General features: G+C 73.9%; 16 protein-coding genes. 9 read left to right on the plus strand and 7 right to left on the minus strand.

Annotated elements, in window-relative coordinates; genetic code table 11:
* Positions 1–38 precede the first annotated feature (38 nt).
* From OG730_RS35320 to OG730_RS35335, 4 genes are all read left to right on the plus strand, one after another.
* On the plus strand, positions 39–2,048 hold the full coding sequence (locus OG730_RS35320; RefSeq protein ID WP_327308050.1) for a WxL protein peptidoglycan domain-containing protein: 2,010 nt from the start codon (positions 39–41) through the stop codon (positions 2,046–2,048).
* Between the two features lie 144 nt (positions 2,049–2,192).
* Entirely contained in the window at positions 2,193–3,092 is a 900-nt protein-coding gene (locus tag OG730_RS35325) for a sortase (protein WP_327308051.1), read from the plus strand.
* A gap of 11 nt (positions 3,093–3,103) precedes the next feature.
* The gene (locus OG730_RS35330) at positions 3,104–3,922 is read left to right on the plus strand and encodes a phosphate ABC transporter ATP-binding protein (RefSeq protein ID WP_327308052.1); all 819 of its coding nucleotides are present in this window, start codon (positions 3,104–3,106) and stop codon (positions 3,920–3,922) included.
* 64 nt (positions 3,923–3,986) lie between these two features.
* Positions 3,987–4,532: an NADPH-dependent FMN reductase gene (locus OG730_RS35335; protein ID WP_327308053.1), complete on the plus strand. Its 546-nt coding sequence runs from the start codon at positions 3,987–3,989 to the stop codon at positions 4,530–4,532.
* A gap of 77 nt (positions 4,533–4,609) precedes the next feature.
* On the opposite strand, the gene OG730_RS35340 is transcribed toward OG730_RS35335, so the two are convergent.
* On the minus strand, positions 4,610–6,613 hold the full coding sequence (locus tag OG730_RS35340; protein WP_327308054.1) for a sigma-70 family RNA polymerase sigma factor: 2,004 nt from the start codon (positions 6,611–6,613) through the stop codon (positions 4,610–4,612).
* Between the two features lie 3 nt (positions 6,614–6,616).
* Entirely contained in the window at positions 6,617–6,940 is a 324-nt protein-coding gene (locus OG730_RS35345) for a YciI family protein (RefSeq protein WP_327308055.1), read from the minus strand.
* 164 nt (positions 6,941–7,104) lie between these two features.
* Here OG730_RS35345 and OG730_RS35350 point away from each other — a divergent pair, with 164 nt between their 5' ends.
* Entirely contained in the window at positions 7,105–7,791 is a 687-nt protein-coding gene (locus tag OG730_RS35350; protein ID WP_327308056.1) for a DUF998 domain-containing protein, read from the plus strand.
* A gap of 91 nt (positions 7,792–7,882) precedes the next feature.
* Positions 7,883–8,875: a serine/threonine-protein kinase gene (locus tag OG730_RS35355; RefSeq protein ID WP_327308057.1), complete on the plus strand. Its 993-nt coding sequence runs from the start codon at positions 7,883–7,885 to the stop codon at positions 8,873–8,875.
* Here the strand turns inward: OG730_RS35355 and OG730_RS35360 are convergent.
* The 4 genes from OG730_RS35360 to dacB all read right to left on the minus strand — a co-directional run bounded on the left by OG730_RS35360 (position 8,862) and on the right by dacB (position 15,527).
* Complete coding sequence (locus tag OG730_RS35360) at positions 8,862–9,098, minus strand: response regulator transcription factor (RefSeq protein ID WP_327308058.1); 237 nt, start codon at positions 9,096–9,098, stop codon at positions 8,862–8,864. The genes OG730_RS35355 and OG730_RS35360 overlap by 14 nt on opposite strands.
* 170 nt (positions 9,099–9,268) lie before the next feature.
* Positions 9,269–11,746: a SpoIIE family protein phosphatase gene (locus OG730_RS35365; protein ID WP_327308059.1), complete on the minus strand. Its 2,478-nt coding sequence runs from the start codon at positions 11,744–11,746 to the stop codon at positions 9,269–9,271.
* 135 nt (positions 11,747–11,881) lie between these two features.
* On the minus strand, positions 11,882–13,699 hold the full coding sequence (locus tag OG730_RS35370; protein WP_327308060.1) for an acyltransferase domain-containing protein: 1,818 nt from the start codon (positions 13,697–13,699) through the stop codon (positions 11,882–11,884).
* A gap of 136 nt (positions 13,700–13,835) precedes the next feature.
* Positions 13,836–15,527 carry a D-alanyl-D-alanine carboxypeptidase/D-alanyl-D-alanine endopeptidase gene (gene dacB, locus OG730_RS35375; protein ID WP_327308061.1) on the minus strand — a complete coding sequence of 564 codons (1,692 nt, stop codon included), beginning with the start codon at positions 15,525–15,527 and terminating at the stop codon, positions 13,836–13,838.
* Positions 15,528–15,733: 206 nt separating this feature from the next.
* Here dacB and OG730_RS35380 point away from each other — a divergent pair, with 206 nt between their 5' ends.
* The gene (locus OG730_RS35380) at positions 15,734–16,384 is read left to right on the plus strand and encodes a hypothetical protein (RefSeq protein WP_327308062.1); all 651 of its coding nucleotides are present in this window, start codon (positions 15,734–15,736) and stop codon (positions 16,382–16,384) included.
* 66 nt (positions 16,385–16,450) lie between these two features.
* On the opposite strand, the gene OG730_RS35385 is transcribed toward OG730_RS35380, so the two are convergent.
* Positions 16,451–18,130, minus strand: a complete 1,680-nt coding sequence (locus tag OG730_RS35385; protein ID WP_442815132.1) for a carbohydrate binding domain-containing protein — start codon at positions 18,128–18,130, stop codon at positions 16,451–16,453.
* Between the two features lie 304 nt (positions 18,131–18,434).
* Here OG730_RS35385 and OG730_RS35390 point away from each other — a divergent pair, with 304 nt between their 5' ends.
* Together OG730_RS35390 and gap are read left to right on the plus strand one after the other, a co-directional pair.
* A complete protein-coding gene (locus OG730_RS35390; protein WP_327308063.1) occupies positions 18,435–19,391 on the plus strand; it encodes a GlxA family transcriptional regulator in 957 nt (318 codons plus the stop codon).
* Between the two features lie 137 nt (positions 19,392–19,528).
* The gene (gene gap / locus OG730_RS35395; protein WP_327308064.1) at positions 19,529–20,527 is read left to right on the plus strand and encodes a type I glyceraldehyde-3-phosphate dehydrogenase; all 999 of its coding nucleotides are present in this window, start codon (positions 19,529–19,531) and stop codon (positions 20,525–20,527) included.
* Positions 20,528–20,568 lie beyond the last annotated feature (41 nt).

Genomic DNA, 20,568 nt, shown 5'->3' on the forward strand with positions numbered 1-20,568 from the left:
ACCCACCGCACCCCTTCTCCGGATCGGACGCCCGAGCCATGAACCCCACCGCCCCCGCCGCCCGGCGCGGCCGCCGCCCCGGCATGTCGGCCGCGGCCGCCCCGCTCCCCAACCCGCTGCTCCTGCTGCTCGCGCTGGCCGGGCTGCTCGTGCTCGTGGCCGTAGCACCCGCGCGGGCCGCGGCCTCGTCGCCGGCCGCTCCCGGGGAGGACCGCAAGTCCACCTTCGGCGTGCAGCCCGCCGGACCGAAGGGGCCCGACGCCCGGCCCCACTTCTCCTACGGGGTCACCGGCGGAGCCACGACCCGCGACCAGATCGCCATCTGGAACTACGGCGAGGCACCCCTCACCCTCGCCGTCTACGCGAGCGACGCGGTCAACACCCTCGACGGGGGCTTCGACCTGCTTCCGGCCGGCCGGGCCCCGAAGGACGCGGGCAGCTGGATCAAGCTGGAGAAGGACAAGGTGACCGTCCCGCCCAAGGGCAACGTCATCGTCCCCTTCACCGTCACCGTCCCCCGCGACGTGACCCCCGGGGACCACACCGGCGGCATCGTCGCCTCGCTCGCCGCCGGAGCCCAGGACGGCCGGGGCAACAAGGTGAAGCTCGACCAGCGCGTCGGCTCCCGCGTCTACGTACGCGCCGCGGGGACCCTCACCCCGCGCCTGGAGGTCGATCAGGTCGCCGCCTCGTACCAGGGATCCGCGAACCCCTTCGCCGAAGGCTCGGCGACCGTCACGTACACCCTGCGCAACACGGGCAACGTGCGGCTCGGCGCCCGGCAGGCCGTACGCGTCAACGGCCTGTTCGGCACCTCCGTCACCGCGTCCGGCGTGAAGGACCTCGGCGACCTGCTGCCCGGCACCTCGCTGACGATCACCGCGAAGGCCGACGGGGTGGCCCAGGTGCTGCGATCCTCCGCCGTGGTCTCCGTCCAGCCGGTCGCCGCCCGCGACGGAGTGGACCCCAAACTTCCGTCCCTGACCCGGTCGGTGTCGCTGTGGACGGTCCCGTGGGCGCTGCTCGCGATGGTCCTCGTGATCACCGGGGGCGGGCTGTGGGTGTGGCGCCGCAGGCGCCTGGCCCGGGCGGCGGCCGCGGCCGCCGCGTCGGCCCGCCGGCGCGCCACCTCCGACACCGACGAACGCCAGAACGCCAAGAAGGAGCCCATCGTGCAGTTCACCCGCCTCAGCCGGCGATCCGCGGCAGGCGCCGCCACCGCGGCCGCCGCCGCCCTCGTGGGCCTGGCCCTGACCGTCCCGACGGCGGCCCACGCCGCCCCGGCGGGCTCGGCGAAGATCAACCCCGCCACCGGCAAGGACGACAGCAGCGTCGACGTGAGCACCTCGGCCGCCTGTCCGGAGGCCGCCACGAACATCCTGGTCACGGTGGCCGGCAAGGGCTTCCCGGCCGAGGGCCTCAACGTGGTCGGCAACTCGCCCATCACCACGTACCCGCCGGCGGAGTCGGGCGGCATCACCATCCCGCTGACGATGACCATGCGGGACTACGCGAGCCAGGCCGGCTTCACCACCCTCGACGGCCGCTACGACCTGACGGTCGTGTGCCGCAAGGCCTTCGGCACGGAGACCTACGGGACCTTCGCGGCCTCCATGTGGTTCACCTCCGGCACCGACTACCAGACGACCGACCCGGGCACGGGGAACCCGACGCCCACCCCCACGCCGACGCCCAGCCCGACCGCGTCGCCCACGCCGACCCCCACCCCGACCGCGTCGCCGACCCCGACCGACAGCCCGACGCCGACCCCCTCGGACTCGGCGTCCCCCACGCCGACCCCGAGCGACACCGCCTCCCCGTCCGCGTCGGCCTCCACGGGGACCACCACGAACGGCGGCAGCGTGGGCGTCTCGACCAACGTCACGGGCGGCTCCACGGGCGGCTCCGGCGGCCCCGGCGGCGGCCTGGCCAACACCGGCGCCGACGCCACCACGATCGGCCTGCTCTCCGGGACCCTCGTCCTCACCGGCGGCGGACTCGTCTGGTGGGCCCGCCGCCGCGGCCTGCTGACCTTCGCGGGCAACTGACCGCACCGGCCGCGGCACCGGCCGCCGCACCCGCGTCCCCGCAGCACCCGCGTCCCGCAGCACCCGCGTCCCGCAGCACCCGCGTCCCGCAGCACCCGCGTCCCCGCAGCACCCGCATCCTCAGCCGCGTTCGGAGAAGACACGATGACAGCCACCTCCACCCCGCCGGTGGACGTGCGCCCCGACCCCGCCGGAGCCCCCCAGGCCCCGGCGGGGCGTACGGGCCCACCCGGCCTGTGGGCCACCGGCGCGGCCCTGGCCATCCTGGGCGCCCTGCTCCTCGGCTTCGTCGCGGAAGTGGGCCCGCTCGGACACCTGCGCCACGAGCGGGACCGCCGGGTGGGGTACGCGCAGCTGCGGGAAGGGCTCGCCAACGCCACCGCGCCGCTGGGGCCGACCGAGCCCGGCACCCCCGTCGCCCTGCTGGAGATCCCGCAGATCGGGCTGCGCGAGGTGGTCCGCGAGGCGACCACCTCCGGGGTGCTGGCCTCGGGTCCCGGCCACCGGCGCGACACGGTCCTGCCCGGACAGCCCGGCACGAGCATCCTGATGGGCCGGCAGGCGGGCTACGGCGGCCCCTTCGCCCACATCGCGGACCTGGCGCGCGGGGAGACCTTCCGGGTCGTCACCGGCCAGGGCGAGCACACGTACAAGGTGCTGGGCGTCCGGCGCGCCGGCGACCCGCGACCGGCCCGGCCGACCGGTGACGCGGCCCTGCTCACCCTGATGACCGCGGACGGTACCCCGTACATGCCGGACGGCGTGGTGCACGTCGACGCCGAACTGACCTCGCCCGTGCAGCAGTCCGGCGGCCGCACCCCGGGGCGGCTGGCCGCGGACGAGGCCCCCCTCGGGAGCCAGACCTCGGCCTGGTTCGCGCTGGTCCTGTGGGCCCAGGCGCTGCTGCTCGCCGCGGCGGCCCTGGCCTGGGCGCGGATCCGCTGGGGCCGCGCGCACACCTGGCTCGTCGGCTTCCCCGTACTGGCCGCCCTCGGCCTGGCGGTCGCCGACCAGGCCGCCCTCCTCCTGCCCAACCTCCTGTGAACGAGGCCGTGATGACCACTCAGACGCTTCCGCTCCCCACCGTCCCCGCAACGGGCGCGTCCACCCTCGACGCCCGGGACATCTCGGCGTGGTTCGGCGGCCGCAAGGTCCTGAACCGGGTCTCCCTGACGATGCCCGGCGGGCAGGTCACGGCCCTGATCGGCCCCTCGGGCTGCGGCAAGTCCACCTTCCTGCGGATCCTGAACCGGATGCACGAGCTGATCCCGGGCGCCGAACTGGCCGGTGAGGTCCTGCTCGACGGCGAGGACGTCTACGCCCGCGGCCGCCGGCTCACCGACGCCCGCCGCCGGATCGGCATGGTCTTCCAGAAGCCGAACCCCTTCCCGGCGATGTCGGTCTACGACAACGTCACGGCGGGACTCAAGCTGACGGGCACCCGCGCCTCGGCGGCCGACAAGGACGCGCTCGTTGAGGAATGCCTGACCAAGGCCGGACTGTGGAAGGAGGTCCAGGACCGGCTCCGCCAGCCGGGCGGCGCGCTCTCCGGCGGCCAGCAGCAGCGCCTGTGCATCGCCCGCTCCCTCGCGGTCCGGCCGCGGATCCTGCTGATGGACGAACCTTGCTCGGCCCTGGACCCCACCTCCACGCGCCGCATCGAGGAGACCGTGCGCGAGCTGGCCGACGAGGTCACCATCGTGATCGTGACGCACAACATGCAGCAGGCGGCCCGGGTTTCCGACCAGTGCGCCTTCTTCCTCGCGGAACAGGGCACGCCCGGCCGGATCGTGGAACACGGCCCCACGGCGGCCATGTTCTCCACCCCCGCCGACCCGCGCACCTCGGACTACGTCCAGGGCCGCTTCGGCTGACCCCAGGGGCTCCGCCGGGCGACGGATGACGTCAGCGGGGCGACGGATCACTACATTGGGGCGCATGCCTACCCCGTCCACGCCGCCCGTGATCCTTCTGCTGTCGGGGAGCCTGCGGGCCGGCTCCTCCAACGAGACCCTCCTGCGCACCGCGCACGCCGCGGCCCCCTCGGGGGTGCGGACGGTCCTCTACGAGGGGCTGGCGGACCTTCCGCATTTCAACCCCGACGACGACGCCGATCCGCTGCCCGCTCCCGTGGCCCGGCTGCGCGCCGCGATCGCGGAGGCGGCCGGCATCCTGATCTGCGCCCCGGAGTACGCCGGCACCCTGCCGGGTTCCTTCAAGAACCTGCTCGACTGGACGGTCGGCGGCACCGAGATCTGCGACAAGCCCGCCGCCTGGGTGAACGCGGCGGCCCCGGGGCGCGGCCGGGGCGCGGAGGACACCCTGCGGACCGTCCTCGGCTACACCGGCGCCGACATCAGGGACGCGGCGTGCGTACGGATCCCCGTGGACCGCGGGACGGTCGGCGCGGACGGCACGATCGCCGACGAGGCCGTACGCGCCCAACTCGCCGGGGCCATCGCCCTGCTGGCAGGGGAGGGTTAGGCCGTCTCTTTCGGATCTTGTCGGCCGAGCCCGCGGTGCCAGGCGTCGCGGGCCCGGCAAGATCCGAAAGAGACGGCCTAGCCCCGGGGCGTGGCCCGCGGATCGGGTTTGAGACGGCGCAGGGTGTAGCCCTCGTGGGCCGGGTCCAGGGGTTTGGTGGCCTCCTTGAAGAGGTACTCGGCCCGTTCGTAGGACAGGCGGCGCCGGCCCGTGTCCGGGCAGAGGTCGGCCGGGGCGGGGGTGCGGGCCGGGCCGGGGCGGCGGTCGGAGAGGAACACCGGGCCCCGGGTGCGGCCGGCCAGCAGCAGGGGCAGGAGCCGGGCCGTCCCTGAGCGCCAGCTCACCCACGTGCGGCCCGCGCGGGCCCTGCGGTCCTCCAGGTCCAGGTCCTCCACGTTCAGGGACAGCACGGTCGTGACCCCCGCGGCCGATTCGTGCAGGAGCCGCCACAACGTCCTTTCGCGCAGTGGCAGTTCAGGGTCGCTCCACAGGGCGTCGAGCCGCGCGGGGTCCACGGCGGATGCCCGGAGCCGTGTCTCGGGGCGCCGCTCCAGCCCGGCCGCGAGTTCCTCCAGGCCGGCCCAGGCGCCGAAGGAGCGTACGGCCGAGCGGTGCCGGTTCCAGGTCCTGGCCGCCGCGGAGCCCCAGGCGGCCGTGCACACCCGGGCCACCTCCTCGGCCGTCAGCCCGGACAGCGGCGCCGCGTCGCCGAGGTCCAGGCGCAGGCGCCGCAGGGTCTGGCCGTACGAGCGGACCGTCGCCGCGTCCAGCTCCGCCCGGCCGAGGAAGCCCTCCGCGGCCCGGCCGAGGGCCGGCCCCGGCGCCGGACCGGCCGGGCCGCCGCCGGCGGGTACCGATTCCGCGCGTCGGCGCAGGAAGGCGCGCTCGGCGGCGTTCTTGGCGAGGGCCGCCGCCCGGAGGAACTCCAGCCGCGCCTCCGGGCCGCGGTCCAGGCGCAGCAGCAGGTCTCCGCGGACGCTGGGCAGGAGGTGGTAGTCGCGGAGCACGGGATCGGCGACCAGGGAGTCGACCAGGTCGAGGCCGGCCTGCGGCCCGTGCGCCATTCCCAGCGCCACCGCCCGGTTGAGCTGGACCACGGCCGTCGGCAGGAGCCGGGCCAGCGCCCCGTACAGGGTCGCGATCTGCGCCCAGTCGGTCTCCCCGGCCGTGCGTGCCTGCGCGTGGCACACGGCGATCGCCGCTTGCAGCATGTACGGGCCCGGGGCCCCGCCGGCCTCCCGCGCGCGCAGCATCGCGGTGAACCCGCGGCGGACGAGCAACTGGTCCCAGCGCCCGCGGTTCTGCTCGTGGAGCTGGACGGGCTCGCCCGAGGGCCCGGTGCGCGCCGCCGAACGGGAGGCCTGGATCTCCATCAGCGCGACCAGGGCGTGCACCTCGGACTCCCGGGGGGCCAGTTCGGCCAGCAGCCGGCCCAGCCGGAGCGCTTCGAGGCAGAGCCCCGGGCGCATCAGGTCGTCGCCCGAGGTGGCCGAGTAACCCTCGTTGAAGATCAGGTAGATGACCTCCAGCACCGAGGACAGCCGCTCGGGCAGCTCCGACTCCCCGGGGAGGTCGAAGGGCACGCGGCGCTCGGCCAGCGTCTGCTTGGCCGCGGCGATGCGCCGGGTGACGACGGCCGCCGTGACGAGGAAGGCCCGGGCGATCTCCTCGGCCGTCAGCCCGCCCAGCAGCCGGAGCGTGAGCGCCGCACGGGCCTCGGTCGGCAGCACGGGGTGGCAGGAGAGGAACATCAGCCGCAGGACGTCGTCCTGTTCGGGCTCCTGCCGCTCCTGCTGTTCCTCCCGCTCTTCCAGCTCGTGGGCGAGCTGTGCCCGCTTGCCGGCGAGCATCCGGGAGCGCCGGATGTGGTCGACCGCCCGCCGTTTGGCCGTGGTCGTCAGCCAGGCGCCGGGGTTGTCGGGGACCCCGGCGCCCGGCCACTGCTCGAGCGCGGCGACGAGCGCGTCCTGGGCGAGTTCTTCGGCCAGGTCGACGTCGTGCACCATGCGCGTGAGCGTGGCGATGATCTTGGCCGATTCGAGCTTCCAGACCGCGTCGATCGTCCGCGAGGTGTCCGGCACGGATCAGGGGCCGAAGACCTGCTGGACCACGCTCTCGCCGTCACCGACGATCCGGCGGAAGCGGCGGGCCAGCTCGATCGCCTCTTCCCTGGACCGGACCTCGATCAGCGCGAAACCGGCCACGGCCTCCTTGGCCTCGGCGAACGGCCCGTCCGTCACGGTGATCTCCTCGCCGGCGGAGGCCACCAGGATGCCGCCCGGTTCCAGGCCGCCCGTGGCCAGCAGGACGCCGGCCGCGGTCAGCTCCTCGATGAACTTGCCCATCTCGGCGTACAGGCGCTCGTCGGGGGCGGTGTCGGAAGGCTTCGTCGTCATCAGGTAGCGCATGGGGACTCCTCGTCTCGTGGTGCCGAGCTGCTGCCCGCACCTTGCCTACACGTCGAACCGGCGATGTGACAGGGAACGCGCGCATTCCCTGTCGCTTTTCTGGTTCGACGTATCAGCGAGAACCGAACGAGAGCCGCGTACGACGAACCCGAGAGGCACCCGCCATGAGCACCCAGGCCCCCACCGCCACCGCCACCCGCTCCTCCTCCGCTTCCTCTTCCTCCTCCGCCGCCACCACCCGCGCCCTGCTCACCTGCGCCGTCGTGGCCTCACCGCTGTGGGCGGCCGTCTCCCTGACCCAGGCCGCGACCCGGCAGGGCTTCGACATCACCCGCCACCCGCTGAGCGCGCTGAGCAACGGAAGCCTCGGCTGGCTCCAGATCACCAACTTCCTGCTCGCCGGAGCCCTCCTCGCCCTCGGGGCGACCGGCCTGCGCCGGGTCCTCGGCGGTACCCCGGGAGGCACCTGGGCGCCACGGCTGGTCCGGATCGCCGGCATCGGCATGATCGCCGCCGGAGCCTTCGTGATGGACCCGATCGACGGCTTCCCCGCGGGAGCCCCCTCCGCGCAGACCGCCACGCTCACCTGGCACAGCTACGCCCACTTCGCCGCGGGGTCGGTCACCTTCACCTCGCTGATCGCCGCCTGCTACGTCCTTGTCCGGCACTTCGGCCGGGCCGGGAACCGCCGCTACGCGATCGCCTCCCGGGTGGCCGGTACCGCCCTGCTGATCGGCAACGGCTGGGCGATGGCCGGCGGCCGGGCCGGCACCCTGACCCTGGCCGTCGGAGCCGTCACGGCGCTGCTCTGGATCTCCGTGGTGGCCCTGCGCGGCCGCCGCGGCGTCTGAACGGACGGGGCACCCGGCCGTGGGGCGAGCGCCGCTCGCCCCACGGGCGTGCGTGTGGATCACTCGATAGACTTGCGGCGGGAGGCGCCTGATGGGCACGGCAGCGAACCGGGGCCTTTACACGGGACGGGCCTCCGGTCTGATCGGACAGCAGATCGCCGGCTACCGGATCGAGCGCATCATCGGCCGGGGCGGCATGGCCGTCGTCTATCAGGCGAAGGACCTGCGCCTGGACCGTACGGTCGCGCTCAAGCTGATCGCCCCGGAGCGCGTCCGGGACGAGGTCTTCCGGCGCCGCTTCGCCCACGAATCCCGGGTCGCCGCGAGGATCGAGCACCCGCACATCGTGCCCGTCTTCGAAGCGGGGGAGACCGACGGGGTCCTGTACATCGCCATGCGGTACGTGATCGGACCGGACCTGAGGACCCTGCTGGACCGGGAGGGCCCGCTGCCCGTCCCGACCGCGCTGCGCATCGCCGCCCAGGTGGCCTCCGCGCTCGACGCCGCCCACGAGCACGAGCTGGTGCACCGGGACGTCAAACCCGCCAACATCCTGGTCGCCGAGGGCACCGACAGCGACCACCCGGAGCACGTCTACCTCACGGACTTCGGACTGACGAAGAAATCGCTGGCCCTCACCGGGTTCACCACGGCCGGCGAGTTCGTCGGCACGATCGACTACGTGGCGCCGGAACAGATCTCGGGGCGCCCGGTCGACGGCAGGTGCGACGTCTACAGCCTGGGCTGTGTCGTCTACGAGTCCCTCGCCGGCGGGCCGCCCTTCGTCCGGGACGACGCCCCCGCGCTGCTGTGGGCGCACCAGTACGAGAAGCCGCCTCCCCTGACGGAGAAGCGGCCCGATATCGCGTCGGCTGCCGACGAGGTGCTGGCGAAGGCCCTGGCGAAGGCCCCGGAGGACCGTTACGACTCCTGTCTGGAATTCGTGGCGGCGCTGCGTGCGGCCACCGCCACTGCTGCTGCCGCACCGGCCCGGCGGGCCGCTCCAGGGCCCGCGGAAGCGGGGAGCCAGGCGCCGCCCAGGGAGCCCCCGGACTGGGCCAGGCCGGTGTTCACAGACCCATAGAGATGGCCAGGCGGGTCATCTCCGCCGTGGTGTTGATGTTCAGCTTGGCCCGGATGCGGCGCAGGTAGGCGTCGACCGTGTGCTTGGAGAGTCCCATCGAGCGGGCCGTCTGCACGTAGGTGCGGCCGGCGGCGATGTGGCGCAGGGCCTCCTGCTCGCGCGGGGCGAGAACGGCGGCGGGGGCTTCGGCTTCGGTGTGCGGTGCGACCAGGGTGAGGCTCATGGGACTTCCTCCGGCATCGGGCTCGGTCATCACGGCTGCTCGCACCTTTGAAAGCAGAAGACATATCCACGAATGTGGGTGTATGTCCGTGTTAAAGAGCATGTCGGGGGTAGTTCATCGGTCTGTCCGTCATCCGTCACGGGCGCGTAACAGGGCAGGGGAGAAGGTCCTCAGAAGTCGACGAGGGACTGCTCGGCCCAGATGGTCTTGCCGACGAGGGTGTGCCGGGTGCCCCAGCGCTGGGTGAGCTGCGCGACCAGCAGCAGCCCGCGCCCTCCCTCGTCGAAGATCCGGGCACGCCGCATGTGCGGGGCGGTCCCGCTCGCGTCCGAAACCTCGCTGATCAGCGTGGTGCCCTCGTGGATCAGCCGCAGCTGCACGGGCGGCGAGCCGTAGCGGATGGCGTTGGTGACCAGTTCGCTGACCACGAGCTCGGTGACGAAGGCGGCCTCCTCCAGCCCCCAGGCGGCCAGCTGGTCGGTGGCGTTGCGGCGGGCCTGCGCGACGAAGGAGGGATCGGAGGGCAGGTCCCAGACGGCCACCTTGTCCGTGTGCAGCGCCCGGGTCCGGGCGACGAGCAGGGCCACGTCGTCATCGGGGCGGTGGGTCAGCATCGTCGTCAGTATCCGGTCGCAGACGGTGTCCAGGCTGGAGGCGGGCCGGATCAGCGCCGCCAGCATGCCGTCCAGGGCCTCGTCGATGTCGTGCTCGCGGGCCTGGAGGAGCCCGTCGGTGTACAGCGCGAGGAGGCTGCCCTCGGGAAGGTCTACCTCGACGGTCTCGAAGGGCAGGCCCCCCAGGCCCAGCGGGGGTCCCGCCGGGACGTCGAGGAGGTACGCGGAGCCCTCGGGGGAGACCACGGCGGGCGGGGGGTGACCGGCCCGGGCGGCGGTGCACCGGCGGGTCACCGGGTCGTAGACCACGTACAGGCAGGTGGTGCCGATGCCCCCGGCCGTCTCCCCGCCCGTCTCGTCCGACGCCAGGTGGATGATCAGGTCGTCGAGGTGGGTGAGCAGCTCGTCGGGCGGCAGGTCCACGTCCGCCAGCGTGCGCACCGCGGTGCGCAGCCGGCCCATGGTGGCGGAGGCGCGCATGCCGTGGCCGACGACATCGCCCACGACCAGGGCCACCCGGGCCCCGGACAGCGGGATCACGTCGAACCAGTCGCCGCCCACACCGGCCTCGCCGACGCTGGGCAGGTAGCGGGAGGCGATCTCCAGCGCCGACTGCACGGGCAGCGTGTGCGGGAGCAGGCTGCGCTGCAGCGTCATCGTGGTGGTGTGCTCCCGGACGGTCCTGCGCGCCCGGTGGATGCCGGTGGCGGCCCGGGCCGTGAGCTCCTCGGCCAGCCGCAGGTCCTCCAGGTCGAAGGGCTCCCGGCCCTGCTGACGGCTGAAGAGGGCCAGCCCGACGGTGACCCGGCCGTCGCGCAGCGGCACCAGCATCATCGAATGGGTCCCGTGCTCACCGATCCAGCCCGCCCCGGGATCCTGCGCGACCCACCGGGCGACGGCCGGGTCGGCGGTCCCGTACACCGCGCCCCGCCCCGCGGCCAGGCACTCCGCGGGGGGCGACAGCGCCGGGTAGACGGCACTGTCCCCGACAGCGAACCGGGCCTCCTGGCTCCCGCCGAGGACCGACCGCACGGCGCTGCGGGACACCGTGAGCGGCCCCGCCCCGGGCACCGGGGTCTCGCCGCGCGCGGAGGGTTCCAGCAGGTCGACGACGGCGAAGTCGGCGAGCCGGGGGACGGCCGCGTCGGCCAGTTCCTGCGCGGTACGGGCACTGTCCGGCGGGGTGTCGACGCGCGCACCGGCCAGGGTCGGCGGGAGCGGCTGCCGCGGGGCGGGGTCACCGGCCGGCCTGTCCTGCGCGCTCAGGTAAACCGCCCGTACCCGGCCGTCCGGACCCGGTACGGGGGCCAGCGAGGTCGCCCAGCCGTGCGCGGCGCCCGCGCCGGGCGGCCGGACGAAGCCGTCCACGGCCTGCGGCTCGCCCGTCTCCAGCACCCGGCGCATCCCCCGCTCGGTCTCCTCGCTCACCGGGTCGGGGGCGATCTCCGACAGGCGCAGCCCGCGCATCTCGGCCTCCGTGAGGGAGAGCGCGCCGTGCATGCCCGCGTTCGCCCGGACCAGCCGCAGGTCCTCGTCGAAGACCGCCATGGCGCAAGGGGACCGGTCGAAGGCCCATTCACCCAGCGGCCCCTCCCAGGAGGCGTCGGGCGCCCCCGCCACGGCGGACACCACGAACCACTCGGCCGCCCCGCCGAGTGTCGCCCTGCGGTGCGCGAGCAGCGCCGCGTCCAGTCGGCGGCCGTCCCGGTGGCGCAGCGGGACGGTGCCGCTCCACCGCTCCTGCCCGGGCGCGACCGGCCGCGCCGCAGGACCCGTACCGCCGGATCCGGCGGGCCCGCCGGATCGGTCGGACCGGTCCGCGAGCAGGTCCGCGGCGGGCCGCCCCACGACCTCCGAGGACGCGTAGCCGAGCAGCCGGCGGGCCTCCTCGCTCCACCCGGTCACGACGCCCTGGTCGCTGACGGTGGCCGTGGCCGTGTACGAGGCCCCGGGGGAGGCGTGCACCGGGGCCTCCGGGGAGGCGTGCGTCGTCCGGGCCGCCCGCTCACCGGGAGGGGTGGGAAGTTGCTCCATCGCCGCTCATCTCGCCTTCGCTGGCCAGGGGCTCCACTGACAAGCATCATCCGGAGCGGCAAGGAGCACCAACGCAGTGCGGTCACCTGCCCGGGTGCCGCCCTTCGGGCGACGACGGGAGTTCGACGACAGGCCCTAGACCGGCCGGTCCGGGAGCCCGCGCTCCCGCGCGGGGACCACCGCGCGCGGATCGACCGGGGCGCCCAGGACCGCGAGCCGGGCGAGCGCCAGGACGAAGCTGCGTCCGTCGTCCGGCACCTCCCCGGTGACGGGGACGAGGTGGACGTCGCCGTGGCCGGGCAGGATCCGGCGGACCGCGGCCAGCAGCGAGTCCCCGCCGGCGACCTGGAGGAAGACGCGGGCCCCCTGGCCGTAGGCGGTGCGGACGGCATCGTCGAAGCGGACCGGCGCCGAGGCCTGCCGGATCCACAGGGCGCGCAGCCGCTCGGGGTCGGTGCAGACCTCCGCGTTCACGGACGACACGAAGGGCACGGCGGGGACGGCGATGCGGCGGGTGGCGAGGCCCGGGCGCAGGGCCTCCTCCGCGCGGAGCCCGGTCGCGGCCCGCCGCAGGGCCGCGCCCCGGTGCACCAGCAGCCGGACGGCGTCCACGTGGGTCAGCGCCCCGGCCGCGGCGGCGGCCGCGAACTCGCCCGAGTCGTGGCCCAGGACGAGGTCGGGGCTGATCCCGCAGTCGGCGAGGACGCGGGTGGCGGCGATCTGGACGGTGCCGAGCAGCGGCAGGCACACCTCGCTGGCGGCGAGCCTGCGCCCGAGCTCCCCGTTGTCCACGGGGAACACGTGGGAGACCCCGGACGTCTGCGACGTCCGGTACGCGGAGGCCTCGCCGTACAGCAGGTCGGCCAGGTCGAAGCCGAGGTCGGCCCGGGCCACGGCGCTCAGGACGCAGACGGCCGACCGGTAGGCGGGGAACCTCGCGTAGAGGTCCCGCATCATGTCCGGACGCTGACTGCCCCGGCCCGGAAAGAGGAAGGCGGTACGCCGCTGCGCGGCCGGCAGCGGGGCATCGGCGGCGAAGGCGCCGTCGCCGAGGTCGCCCCGGGCTCCGGCGAGGAGCTGCGCGCGGGCGTGGCGCAGCCGCAGGAGGAGTCCGGCCGTGTCGGTGGCCACGATCGCGAGCCGGGCCACCCGGGGCGCCCGCGCGCCTAGGGCGTGGGCCAGGGCCGCCAGCGGCGTACGGTCCGCCGCGTCGAGTACGTCGAGTAGCTCGCCGATGTACTGGTCCAGGAGCTCCGGGTTTCCGGCCGAGAGGAAGACGAGCTGGGGCCGGCCGGTGCCGGGGACGCCTTCGGTGCCGTGGGCGCCTCCGGTGCTCCCTGTGTCGGTGGCGCGGTCGCCGGTGCTCCCGGTGTCCGTGGCGCGGTCCGGAAACCGGGCGGGGCCGGCCGCGGGCTCCGGAAACCGGGCGCTCTCCGGGAAGCGGGCGGGGTGGGGGGTCGTGGCCGGCCCCAGGACCACCGCGCGGCGGGGGAGCACCGGAGCCGACGTGAGCAGCCCCGCGACGGCCGCCGCGGACAGGGGGTGCCCGATCGGGGCCGTGCCCGAGGCGAGGTGGCACAGGGCCAGGTCGTCGTCGGCCGGGCCGGCGCCCGGGAGCACCGCGTAGACGCGGTGTCCGGCGGCGAGGGCCTCGGCGAGGGGCCGCAGGACGAGGACACCGGCGCCCTCGCCGAGGACGAATCCGCGGGCCTCCGCGTCGAACGGGTGGCGCACCCCGGTTCCGGAGGGGGCCAGGAGCCCGGAGGAGCCGAGCGGGCTGCCGGGGGCGAGGCCGAGGTGCACACCGCCGACCACGTGGTGCGGGGCGTCGGGGCGGTCCACGGAGGCCCGGTGGCCGGGGATGCAGGGGACGCCGGGGACGCCGGGGGAGCCGGGGACGCCGGGGACGCCGGGAAAGCGGCGGCCGAGTCCGATGATGGCGATGTCGGTCATGGTGGTCTGCCTCCGGTCCGGACGGCGTCGTTCCTGCGGTGCGCAGGACGGTCGCTCTCCACCGTGCCCGGAGGCGGCGCGGGGGCGTAGACCCGGCTATTCGTTACTTGACAGGCGCCGGGTTCAGGTGCCCGGTTCAGGTCCCGGGAGCAGCCGCCGCGGTCGCCTCCTGGAGGTACGCGGCGATCATGGCGAGGTCGTCGGCGATGTCGAGGATGCCGCTCGGATCGGTCGTCGGGGTCGAGGCGCCGGTGACGCCCGCGTAGAACACGTCGAAGCGGCCGTCGCCCTTGTCGAGGTAGCCGGCGATGGTGATGGCGCCGACGCCCAGGCGGTCGTTGAGGGCGTCCAGCCCCACCGCGGCGCCGGTTTTGGCGAACACCTTGCCGCGCGCCGGGCAGTCCCGGCAGTTCTCGGCCAGCAGGCCGTCCACCCCGAGGACCGGGAGGGCCTCGCGGAAGAGGCGCGCCTCGGGCGAGCGCTGCCAGTACGTCAGCATCTGGATCTCCGCCCGCGGCGTGGACCGGTCGACGGGGTTGCCGCCCCGCCCGTCCAGGAGCTGCACCTGCGCCCGGTCGACCCCGGCCCCGTCCAGGAAGGAGGCCAGGACGGGGAATCCGTCCATGCACGCCTTGCTGCCGGTGGTGACCGCCATCAGGCACATGCCGCCGAGATTGGCGCCCAGGTTGTGGCTGACCTTGAGGATGAGTTCGGCGTACTCCGCGAAGGGCGGGGAGGTGTACGCGGCCACCCGCGCCCGGCCCTCGTACCCGGCGGGCAGCCGGTCCACCGGGTTCCCGCCCGCCGGATCCGCGGTCACGTCCACCCCGGCCCGCTCGAGGGCCTCGATCAGCGCGCTCCGGCCGAAGGACGACGGGTCGGTGATGGGGGAGACCTTCAGCACCGGCGCGGCCCCCGCCGCGATCGTGCCGGACAGCCGGATCCGGGTGCCGTTCTCCGAGGTCGTCACCGTGACGGCCGTGGGCTTGCCCGCCGCCACGGTCTTCACCGTCGAACTGACCCGGTACGGGGCGACCTTGGGCCGCCAGTCCAGCCGGGCGGGCGCGTCGGCGCGGTCCCCGGGGGTGGTCGTCAGGTCGATGAGGTTGTCGTTGAGGATCAGCGGGGTCGGGGTGGGGACGAGGACCGGTTCGGGCCGGAAGAGCCGGTCGTCGACGATCACGTTCCCCTCGACGCGGGTGATGCCGGAGTCGCGGACCTGACGGGCGAGGAGGTCGATGCCGGCGAGCGGGTTCTGCGGGGTCAGCGTGGCGCCGGGGACGTCGTCGGCGTAGGTGTGGTCGAGGTCGGTGAAGGCGACCGTACCGTCGGGGCGGGTCCTGCCGCCCATGGTCAGATCGCCCTGGGCGACCAGGGCGAGATCGCCGGTCAGGGTCGCGCCGCGCCGCTCGCCGACCGCGTAGAGCGGGGTCACGAAGCGGTGGTCGGCGCCGAGGGCGTGCCAGGCGCCGGAGACGCTGAACAGCTTGGCCGTGGATCCGGGGATGAAGAGCTGGTCGGGGAACCGGCTGTGGACGGTCCGCCCGGTCTCCGGGTCGACCTGGAGCAGCCCCCACTGCGCGTGGGGGTACGCCGGCTTCCGCATGATCTCCGTGATCCGGGGGTCGAGCGGGTCGGAGCCGTCGTTGTCGGAGCCGTCGTGGTCGGAGCCACCGCTGTCGGAGGGCGAAGGCGTGGGCAGGGGCGTGGGTGCCGGGGCCGTGGCTCCGGCGGCCGCGCCGACGGGCAGGGCCATGAGCAGGAGAGCGGCGCATCCGGCGGCCACGCGCCGCCGCAGGGGCCGGTGGGGGTGCGTTCCTCGTGGCACGGCGAGCCCCGTTCCTCAAGGCGGCGGGCTCCGGAGGCGTCACCCGGTCGCGTGTACCCGGTACCCGTAGGCCGGGTTCAGCCAGCGTGGCACGGCCCCATCCGGCACGCACCTCGCCCGGATCCGGCCACGGCAGGTGCGGTCCGGGGGTGTCGGCGTACGTTGGGAAGGAAGGGGGGCGCGGCCGCGGCAGGAAGGGCTGACCCATGGCGCACACGGCTGGTGCCCACGGCACGAACAAGGTGGCGCGGTTCCTGGAGAGCCCCTTCGTGGGGCTGTCCCCCTGGATCGTCTTCGCCTTCGTGGTGGGGCCGGGACGATTCGAATGGGCGGTGGGGCTGGCCCTGGCCATCTCCGTCTGCCTGGTCGTCGGCAGTCGGATGCTCCATCCCGGGTCCTCCCTGAAGATCCTGGAACTCGCCGACGTGGTGTTCTTCGCGGTCCTGACGGTGGTCGGGGCCTTCGCCAGTGACGGCACGCGACGCTGGCTGGAGACGTACGCGGGCGAGATCGCGAACGTCGCCCTCTTTCTCATCGCCCTCGGCTCGATCCTGGCAAGGGTGCCGTTCACCCTCCAGTACGCCCGGGAGCAGGTGGACCGGAAGTTCTGGGACTCGCCCGTCTTCAAGCGGACGAACTACCTGATCACCGGGGTCTGGGGGCTGGCCTTCCTGGTCAACGCGCTCGTGGGGGCGTACGGCGACCTCGTGCTCCGCGACCCGGACGACATGTGGACCAGCTGGATCATCCCGGTCCTCAGCATCGTCGGAGCCCTGCGCTTCACCGAGAAGTATCCGGAGGCCGTACGGGCCCGGGTCCGGGCCGGCGCCGAAGGGCAGGCCCCGACCGGTTCCTGACCCCGTACGGGCAGTGGGGGCCGCCGCGGATCACCGCGACGGCCCCCACCGGTGCGAGGCGGTGGATCAGCCGGTGAAGCCGGCCGTGATGGAGGTGAACTGCCAGTCGCTCTGGGCGATTCCCGAGCAGGTCTCCTGCAGGCCGCCGCCGGGGCAGCCGCGGTCGCGGTTCACCGACCAGAAGGCGAGGCGCGCGATGTGGTGGGAGTTGGCCCAGTTGCGGATGTCGGTCCAGTTCTGGACGGTGGTGGTCTCCTGGGTGTCGCTGAGGCCGTTCATCCCCGAGATGCCGATGTGGGAGTACGCGGTCGCGTCGTCCCAGCCGTAGACGGACTTCAGCTTGGCCTTGAGGCCCTCGGTGGCGCTGACGGTGCTGGCGTACATGTCCGTCGAGGCGTTGCCGAAGTCGAACGGCATGATCGTGAAGACGTCGATGCCGGCGTTCAGCGCCTTGGACTGCTCGATCAGCCGGTTGCCCCAGCTGGTCGGGCCGGTGGTGGAGGTGCCGAAGGTCAGGATGGTCTTCAGACCGGGGTTGTTCTGCTTGACGATCTTGAGGGCGCCGAGGATGCGGTCCTGGACCACGGCGTTCTCGAACTCGTCGGTGTTCTCTATGTCCACGTCGATGGCCTTGAGGCCGTACGCGCTGATGACCTGCTGGTACGCACCGGCCAGGGCCTCGGCGCTGGAGCAGTTGGGGCCGAGCTTATTGCCCTGCCAGCCGCCGATGGAGGGGACGATGTCGCCGCCGGCCGCGCGGATCGAGGCGATGGTGCTCTGGTCCACGCCGCCGGTCAGCGGGCGCTGCCCGTCCCAGGAGGCGTTGCAGCCGCCGGAGGAGAGGATGAAGGCCATGGTGAACCACTTGGTGCCGGTCGCGTTCATCACGGTGGTCGGGCTCGGCGGGTTGCCCCAGCCCAGGTAGAGGTACGGCGCGGCCTGCTTGAAACCGGTCGGCGGCGTGGTCCCGGTGTCGGTGGTGACGTTGACGGTGTTCGAGGCGGCCGAGGTGTTCCCGGCGGCGTCACGGGCGCGCACGGTGAACGCGTAGGCGGTGCTGGGGGTCAGGCCGCTGACGGTCGCGCTGGTGGTGCCCGACGTGGCGACCTTGGTACCGCCCTGGTAGACGTCGTAGCCGCTCACGCCGACGTTGTCGGTGGACGCGGACCAGCTCAGGGACGCCGTGGAGGAGGTCTTGCCGGTGGAGGTGAGGCTGCCGGGCACGGTGGGGGCCTGGGTGTCGACGGTGCCGCCCGGGCCGTCCAGGGTGATGTCGTCGGCGTAGTAAGTGCCCTGCCCGTACCAGCCGTTGAGGTAGACCTCGGCGCTGGTCTGGGAGGCGCCGGTGGTGAAGGACACGGTCAGCTTGGTGTAGGCGGCCGCCGAGGGGGTCCAGGTGGAGGCGCCGCCGGTGACGCCGAGGTAGACGTAGCTGCCCTTGACCCAGGCCGAGAGCGTGTAGGTGGTGTTCGGCTGCACGGCGACGGTCTGGACGCACTTGGCGTTGTCGCTCGCACTGGCCGCGCCGGCCAGCGCCTTGCTCCCGCCGTGCACGGGTGAGCCGACCACGGAGCCCAGCCCGCCGGAACAGGACCAGCCGGCCGTGCTGCCGGACTCGAAGTCGCCGTTGGAGAGGACGTTGGCGCCGAAGGCCGCCCCGGGGGAGGTCAGCACCGCGGCCGCGCCGAGCAGGGTGGCGCCGAGGGCGCAGGCCAGCCGGGTACGGGTTCGGGATGGGGTACGCAAGGAAGTGCCTCCAGTGGAATGGGGGGACGGCGGGGAGCGCAGACGCGAAAGCGTGGGCGTCGTGCGGCCCGCCGGGGACGCGTGGGGACGGGGCGGCGGGCCCGTGGGTGGGGGGCCTGCGGCCGGGCGGGCGTGGGCAGTTGACGTCGTATCCGCTTCGTGTGTGCTCCGTGGCCGGGAACCTAATCCTCCGGAAGGACCGCCGTCAACAGGTCTGGACCAACTGATAGGTGGTTATCTCAATCGGAAGGTTTACTAACCGTGATGCTTGACAAGCCTCCCGCCCCTTCGGAAGCATGTCGCGGTGCCAGCCTCCCGCCCCCACCACGTCGCCGTGCTCGTCCTCGAAGGGGCGAAGCCCCTCGACGTCGGCATCCCCGCGCAGGTGTTCACGACCCGCGCGAGCATGCCCTACGAGGTCCGCGTGTGCGGCGCCGCCCCGGGGCTCGTGACCGGAGGTGACGGCCTGTCGTACTCCGTCGCCCACGGCCTCGAAGCCCTCGCCTGGGCCGACACCGTCTTCGTCCCCGGCTACCGGTTCCCCGACCGCGAGGACCCGCCGCGGGCCGTCGTCGAGGCGCTGATCGCCGCCCACGACCGGGGCGCGCGGCTCGCCGCCATCTCCACGGGAGCCTTCGCGCTCGCCGCCACGGGCCTGCTCGACGGCAAGCGCGCCACCACGCACTGGCACTACACCCGGGCGCTCGCGGCGAAGTGGCCGCTGGTCCGGGTCGACGAGAACGTCCTGTTCGTCGACGAGGGCTCCGTGCTGACCTCGGCCGGAGCCGCCTCGGGCATCGACCTCTGCCTGCATGTCCTGCGCGGCGATCTCGGGGTCGCCGCGTCGAACCACACGGCCCGCCGGCTCGTCGCGGCTCCTTACCGCAGTGGCGGGCAGGCGCAGTACGTGCAGCGCAGCGTGCCCGAGCCGCTCGGCCCGCGGTTCGCCGCCACCCGCGAGTGGGCGCTGCACCGGCTCGGCGAACCCCTCACCCTGGAGACGCTCGCCCGGCACGCGGCGGTGTCCCCGCGCACCTTCTCGCGGCGGTTCGCCGAGGACACCGGTTACACGCCGATGCAGTGGGTGATGCGCGCCCGCATCGACGTGGCCCGGGAACTGCTGGAGCGCTCGGAGCGCAGCGTGGAGCAGATCGCCGCGGACGTGGGCCTCGGCACCGGGGCGAACCTGCGACTGCACTTCCAGCACATCCTGCGGACCACGCCGAGCGAGTACCGGCGCACGTTCGCCCGGGGCGAGTGAGTCCGCGGCCGCCCGCGAGTGGCGCGATCCTTGCGGACCGTGGCGATCGCGCCGCTGTCGCGGACGCCCACGACCCGCGAACCTGGTGACGTACCCAAGGGACTGGGAACGCGGAACAGGGAAACAGGGGAGCCACCATGACTCGCATCGCCATCAACGGATTCGGCCGCATCGGACGCAACGTGCTCCGCGCGCTGCTCGAACGCGACAGCAAGCTCGAGGTCGTCGCCGTCAACGACCTCACCGAACCCGCCACCCTCGCGCGGCTGCTCGCCTACGACACCACCTCCGGCCGGCTCGGCCGCCCGGTGACCGTCGAAGGGGACGTCCTCGTCGTCGATGGCCGCCGCATCAAGGTGCTCGCCGAGCGCGAGCCGTCCCAGCTGCCCTGGGCCGAGCTCGGCGTGGACATCGTGCTGGAGGCCACCGGCCGGTTCGCCACCGCCAAGGCCGCGAGCGCCCACATCGACGCCGGCGCCAAGAAGGTGCTCGTCAGCGCACCGGCGGACGGGGCCGACATCACGCTCGCGTTCGGCGTCAACAGCGACTCCTACGACCCGGCGCTGCACACGATCGTCTCCAACGCCTCCTGCACGACCAACGCGCTCGCCCCGCTGGCCGCCGTACTGGACGAACTCGCGGGCATCGAGCACGGGTTCATGACCACGGTGCACGCCTACACGCAGGAGCAGAACCTCCAGGACGGTCCGCACCGCGACCCCCGGCGCGCCCGCGCCGCCGCCGTGAACATCGTGCCGACCACGACGGGCGCCGCCAAGGCCATCGGCCTGGTCCTGCCGAACCTGGACGGCAAGCTCTCCGGCGACTCCATCCGCGTCCCCGTTCCGGTGGGCTCCATCGTCGAGCTGAACACCACCGTCGCCCGCGACGTGACCCGTGAGGACGTCCTGGCCGCCTACCGCGCCGCCGCCGAGGGCCCGCTCGCCGGCGTCCTGGAGTACTCGGACGACCCGCTGGTGTCCTCCGACATCACGGGCAACCCCGCCTCCTCCATCTTCGACTCGCAGCTCACCCGTGTCGAAGGCCGCCACATCAAGGTGGTCGCCTGGTACGACAACGAGTGGGGCTTCTCGAACCGGGTCATCGACACGCTCGAACTCCTCGCGAGCCGCTGAGGCCGGGCCGCCGCTCACCAGGCGCGCCGCGGACCGGGTTT

It is taken from the genome of Streptomyces sp. NBC_01298 (assembly GCF_035978755.1).
Taxonomy (GTDB): domain Bacteria; phylum Actinomycetota; class Actinomycetes; order Streptomycetales; family Streptomycetaceae; genus Streptomyces.

Bases quoted from the DNA above. Each gene is read 5' to 3' on its own strand.
- OG730_RS35320 (WP_327308050.1), top strand. From the start codon at position 39: ATGAACCCCACCGCCCCCGCCGCCCGGCGCGGCCGCCGCCCCGGCATG.
- OG730_RS35325 (WP_327308051.1), top strand. From the start codon at position 2,193: ATGACAGCCACCTCCACCCCGCCGGTGGACGTGCGCCCCGACCCCGCC.
- OG730_RS35330 (WP_327308052.1), top strand. From the start codon at position 3,104: ATGACCACTCAGACGCTTCCGCTCCCCACCGTCCCCGCAACGGGCGCG.
- OG730_RS35335 (WP_327308053.1), top strand. From the start codon at position 3,987: ATGCCTACCCCGTCCACGCCGCCCGTGATCCTTCTGCTGTCGGGGAGC.
- OG730_RS35345 (WP_327308055.1), bottom strand. From the start codon at position 6,940: ATGCGCTACCTGATGACGACGAAGCCTTCCGACACCGCCCCCGACGAG.
- OG730_RS35350 (WP_327308056.1), top strand. From the start codon at position 7,105: ATGAGCACCCAGGCCCCCACCGCCACCGCCACCCGCTCCTCCTCCGCT.
- OG730_RS35355 (WP_327308057.1), top strand. From the start codon at position 7,883: ATGGGCACGGCAGCGAACCGGGGCCTTTACACGGGACGGGCCTCCGGT.
- OG730_RS35360 (WP_327308058.1), bottom strand. From the start codon at position 9,098: ATGAGCCTCACCCTGGTCGCACCGCACACCGAAGCCGAAGCCCCCGCC.
- OG730_RS35365 (WP_327308059.1), bottom strand. From the start codon at position 11,746: ATGGAGCAACTTCCCACCCCTCCCGGTGAGCGGGCGGCCCGGACGACG.
- OG730_RS35370 (WP_327308060.1), bottom strand. From the start codon at position 13,699: ATGACCGACATCGCCATCATCGGACTCGGCCGCCGCTTTCCCGGCGTC.
- OG730_RS35380 (WP_327308062.1), top strand. From the start codon at position 15,734: ATGGCGCACACGGCTGGTGCCCACGGCACGAACAAGGTGGCGCGGTTC.
- gap (WP_327308064.1), top strand. From the start codon at position 19,529: ATGACTCGCATCGCCATCAACGGATTCGGCCGCATCGGACGCAACGTG.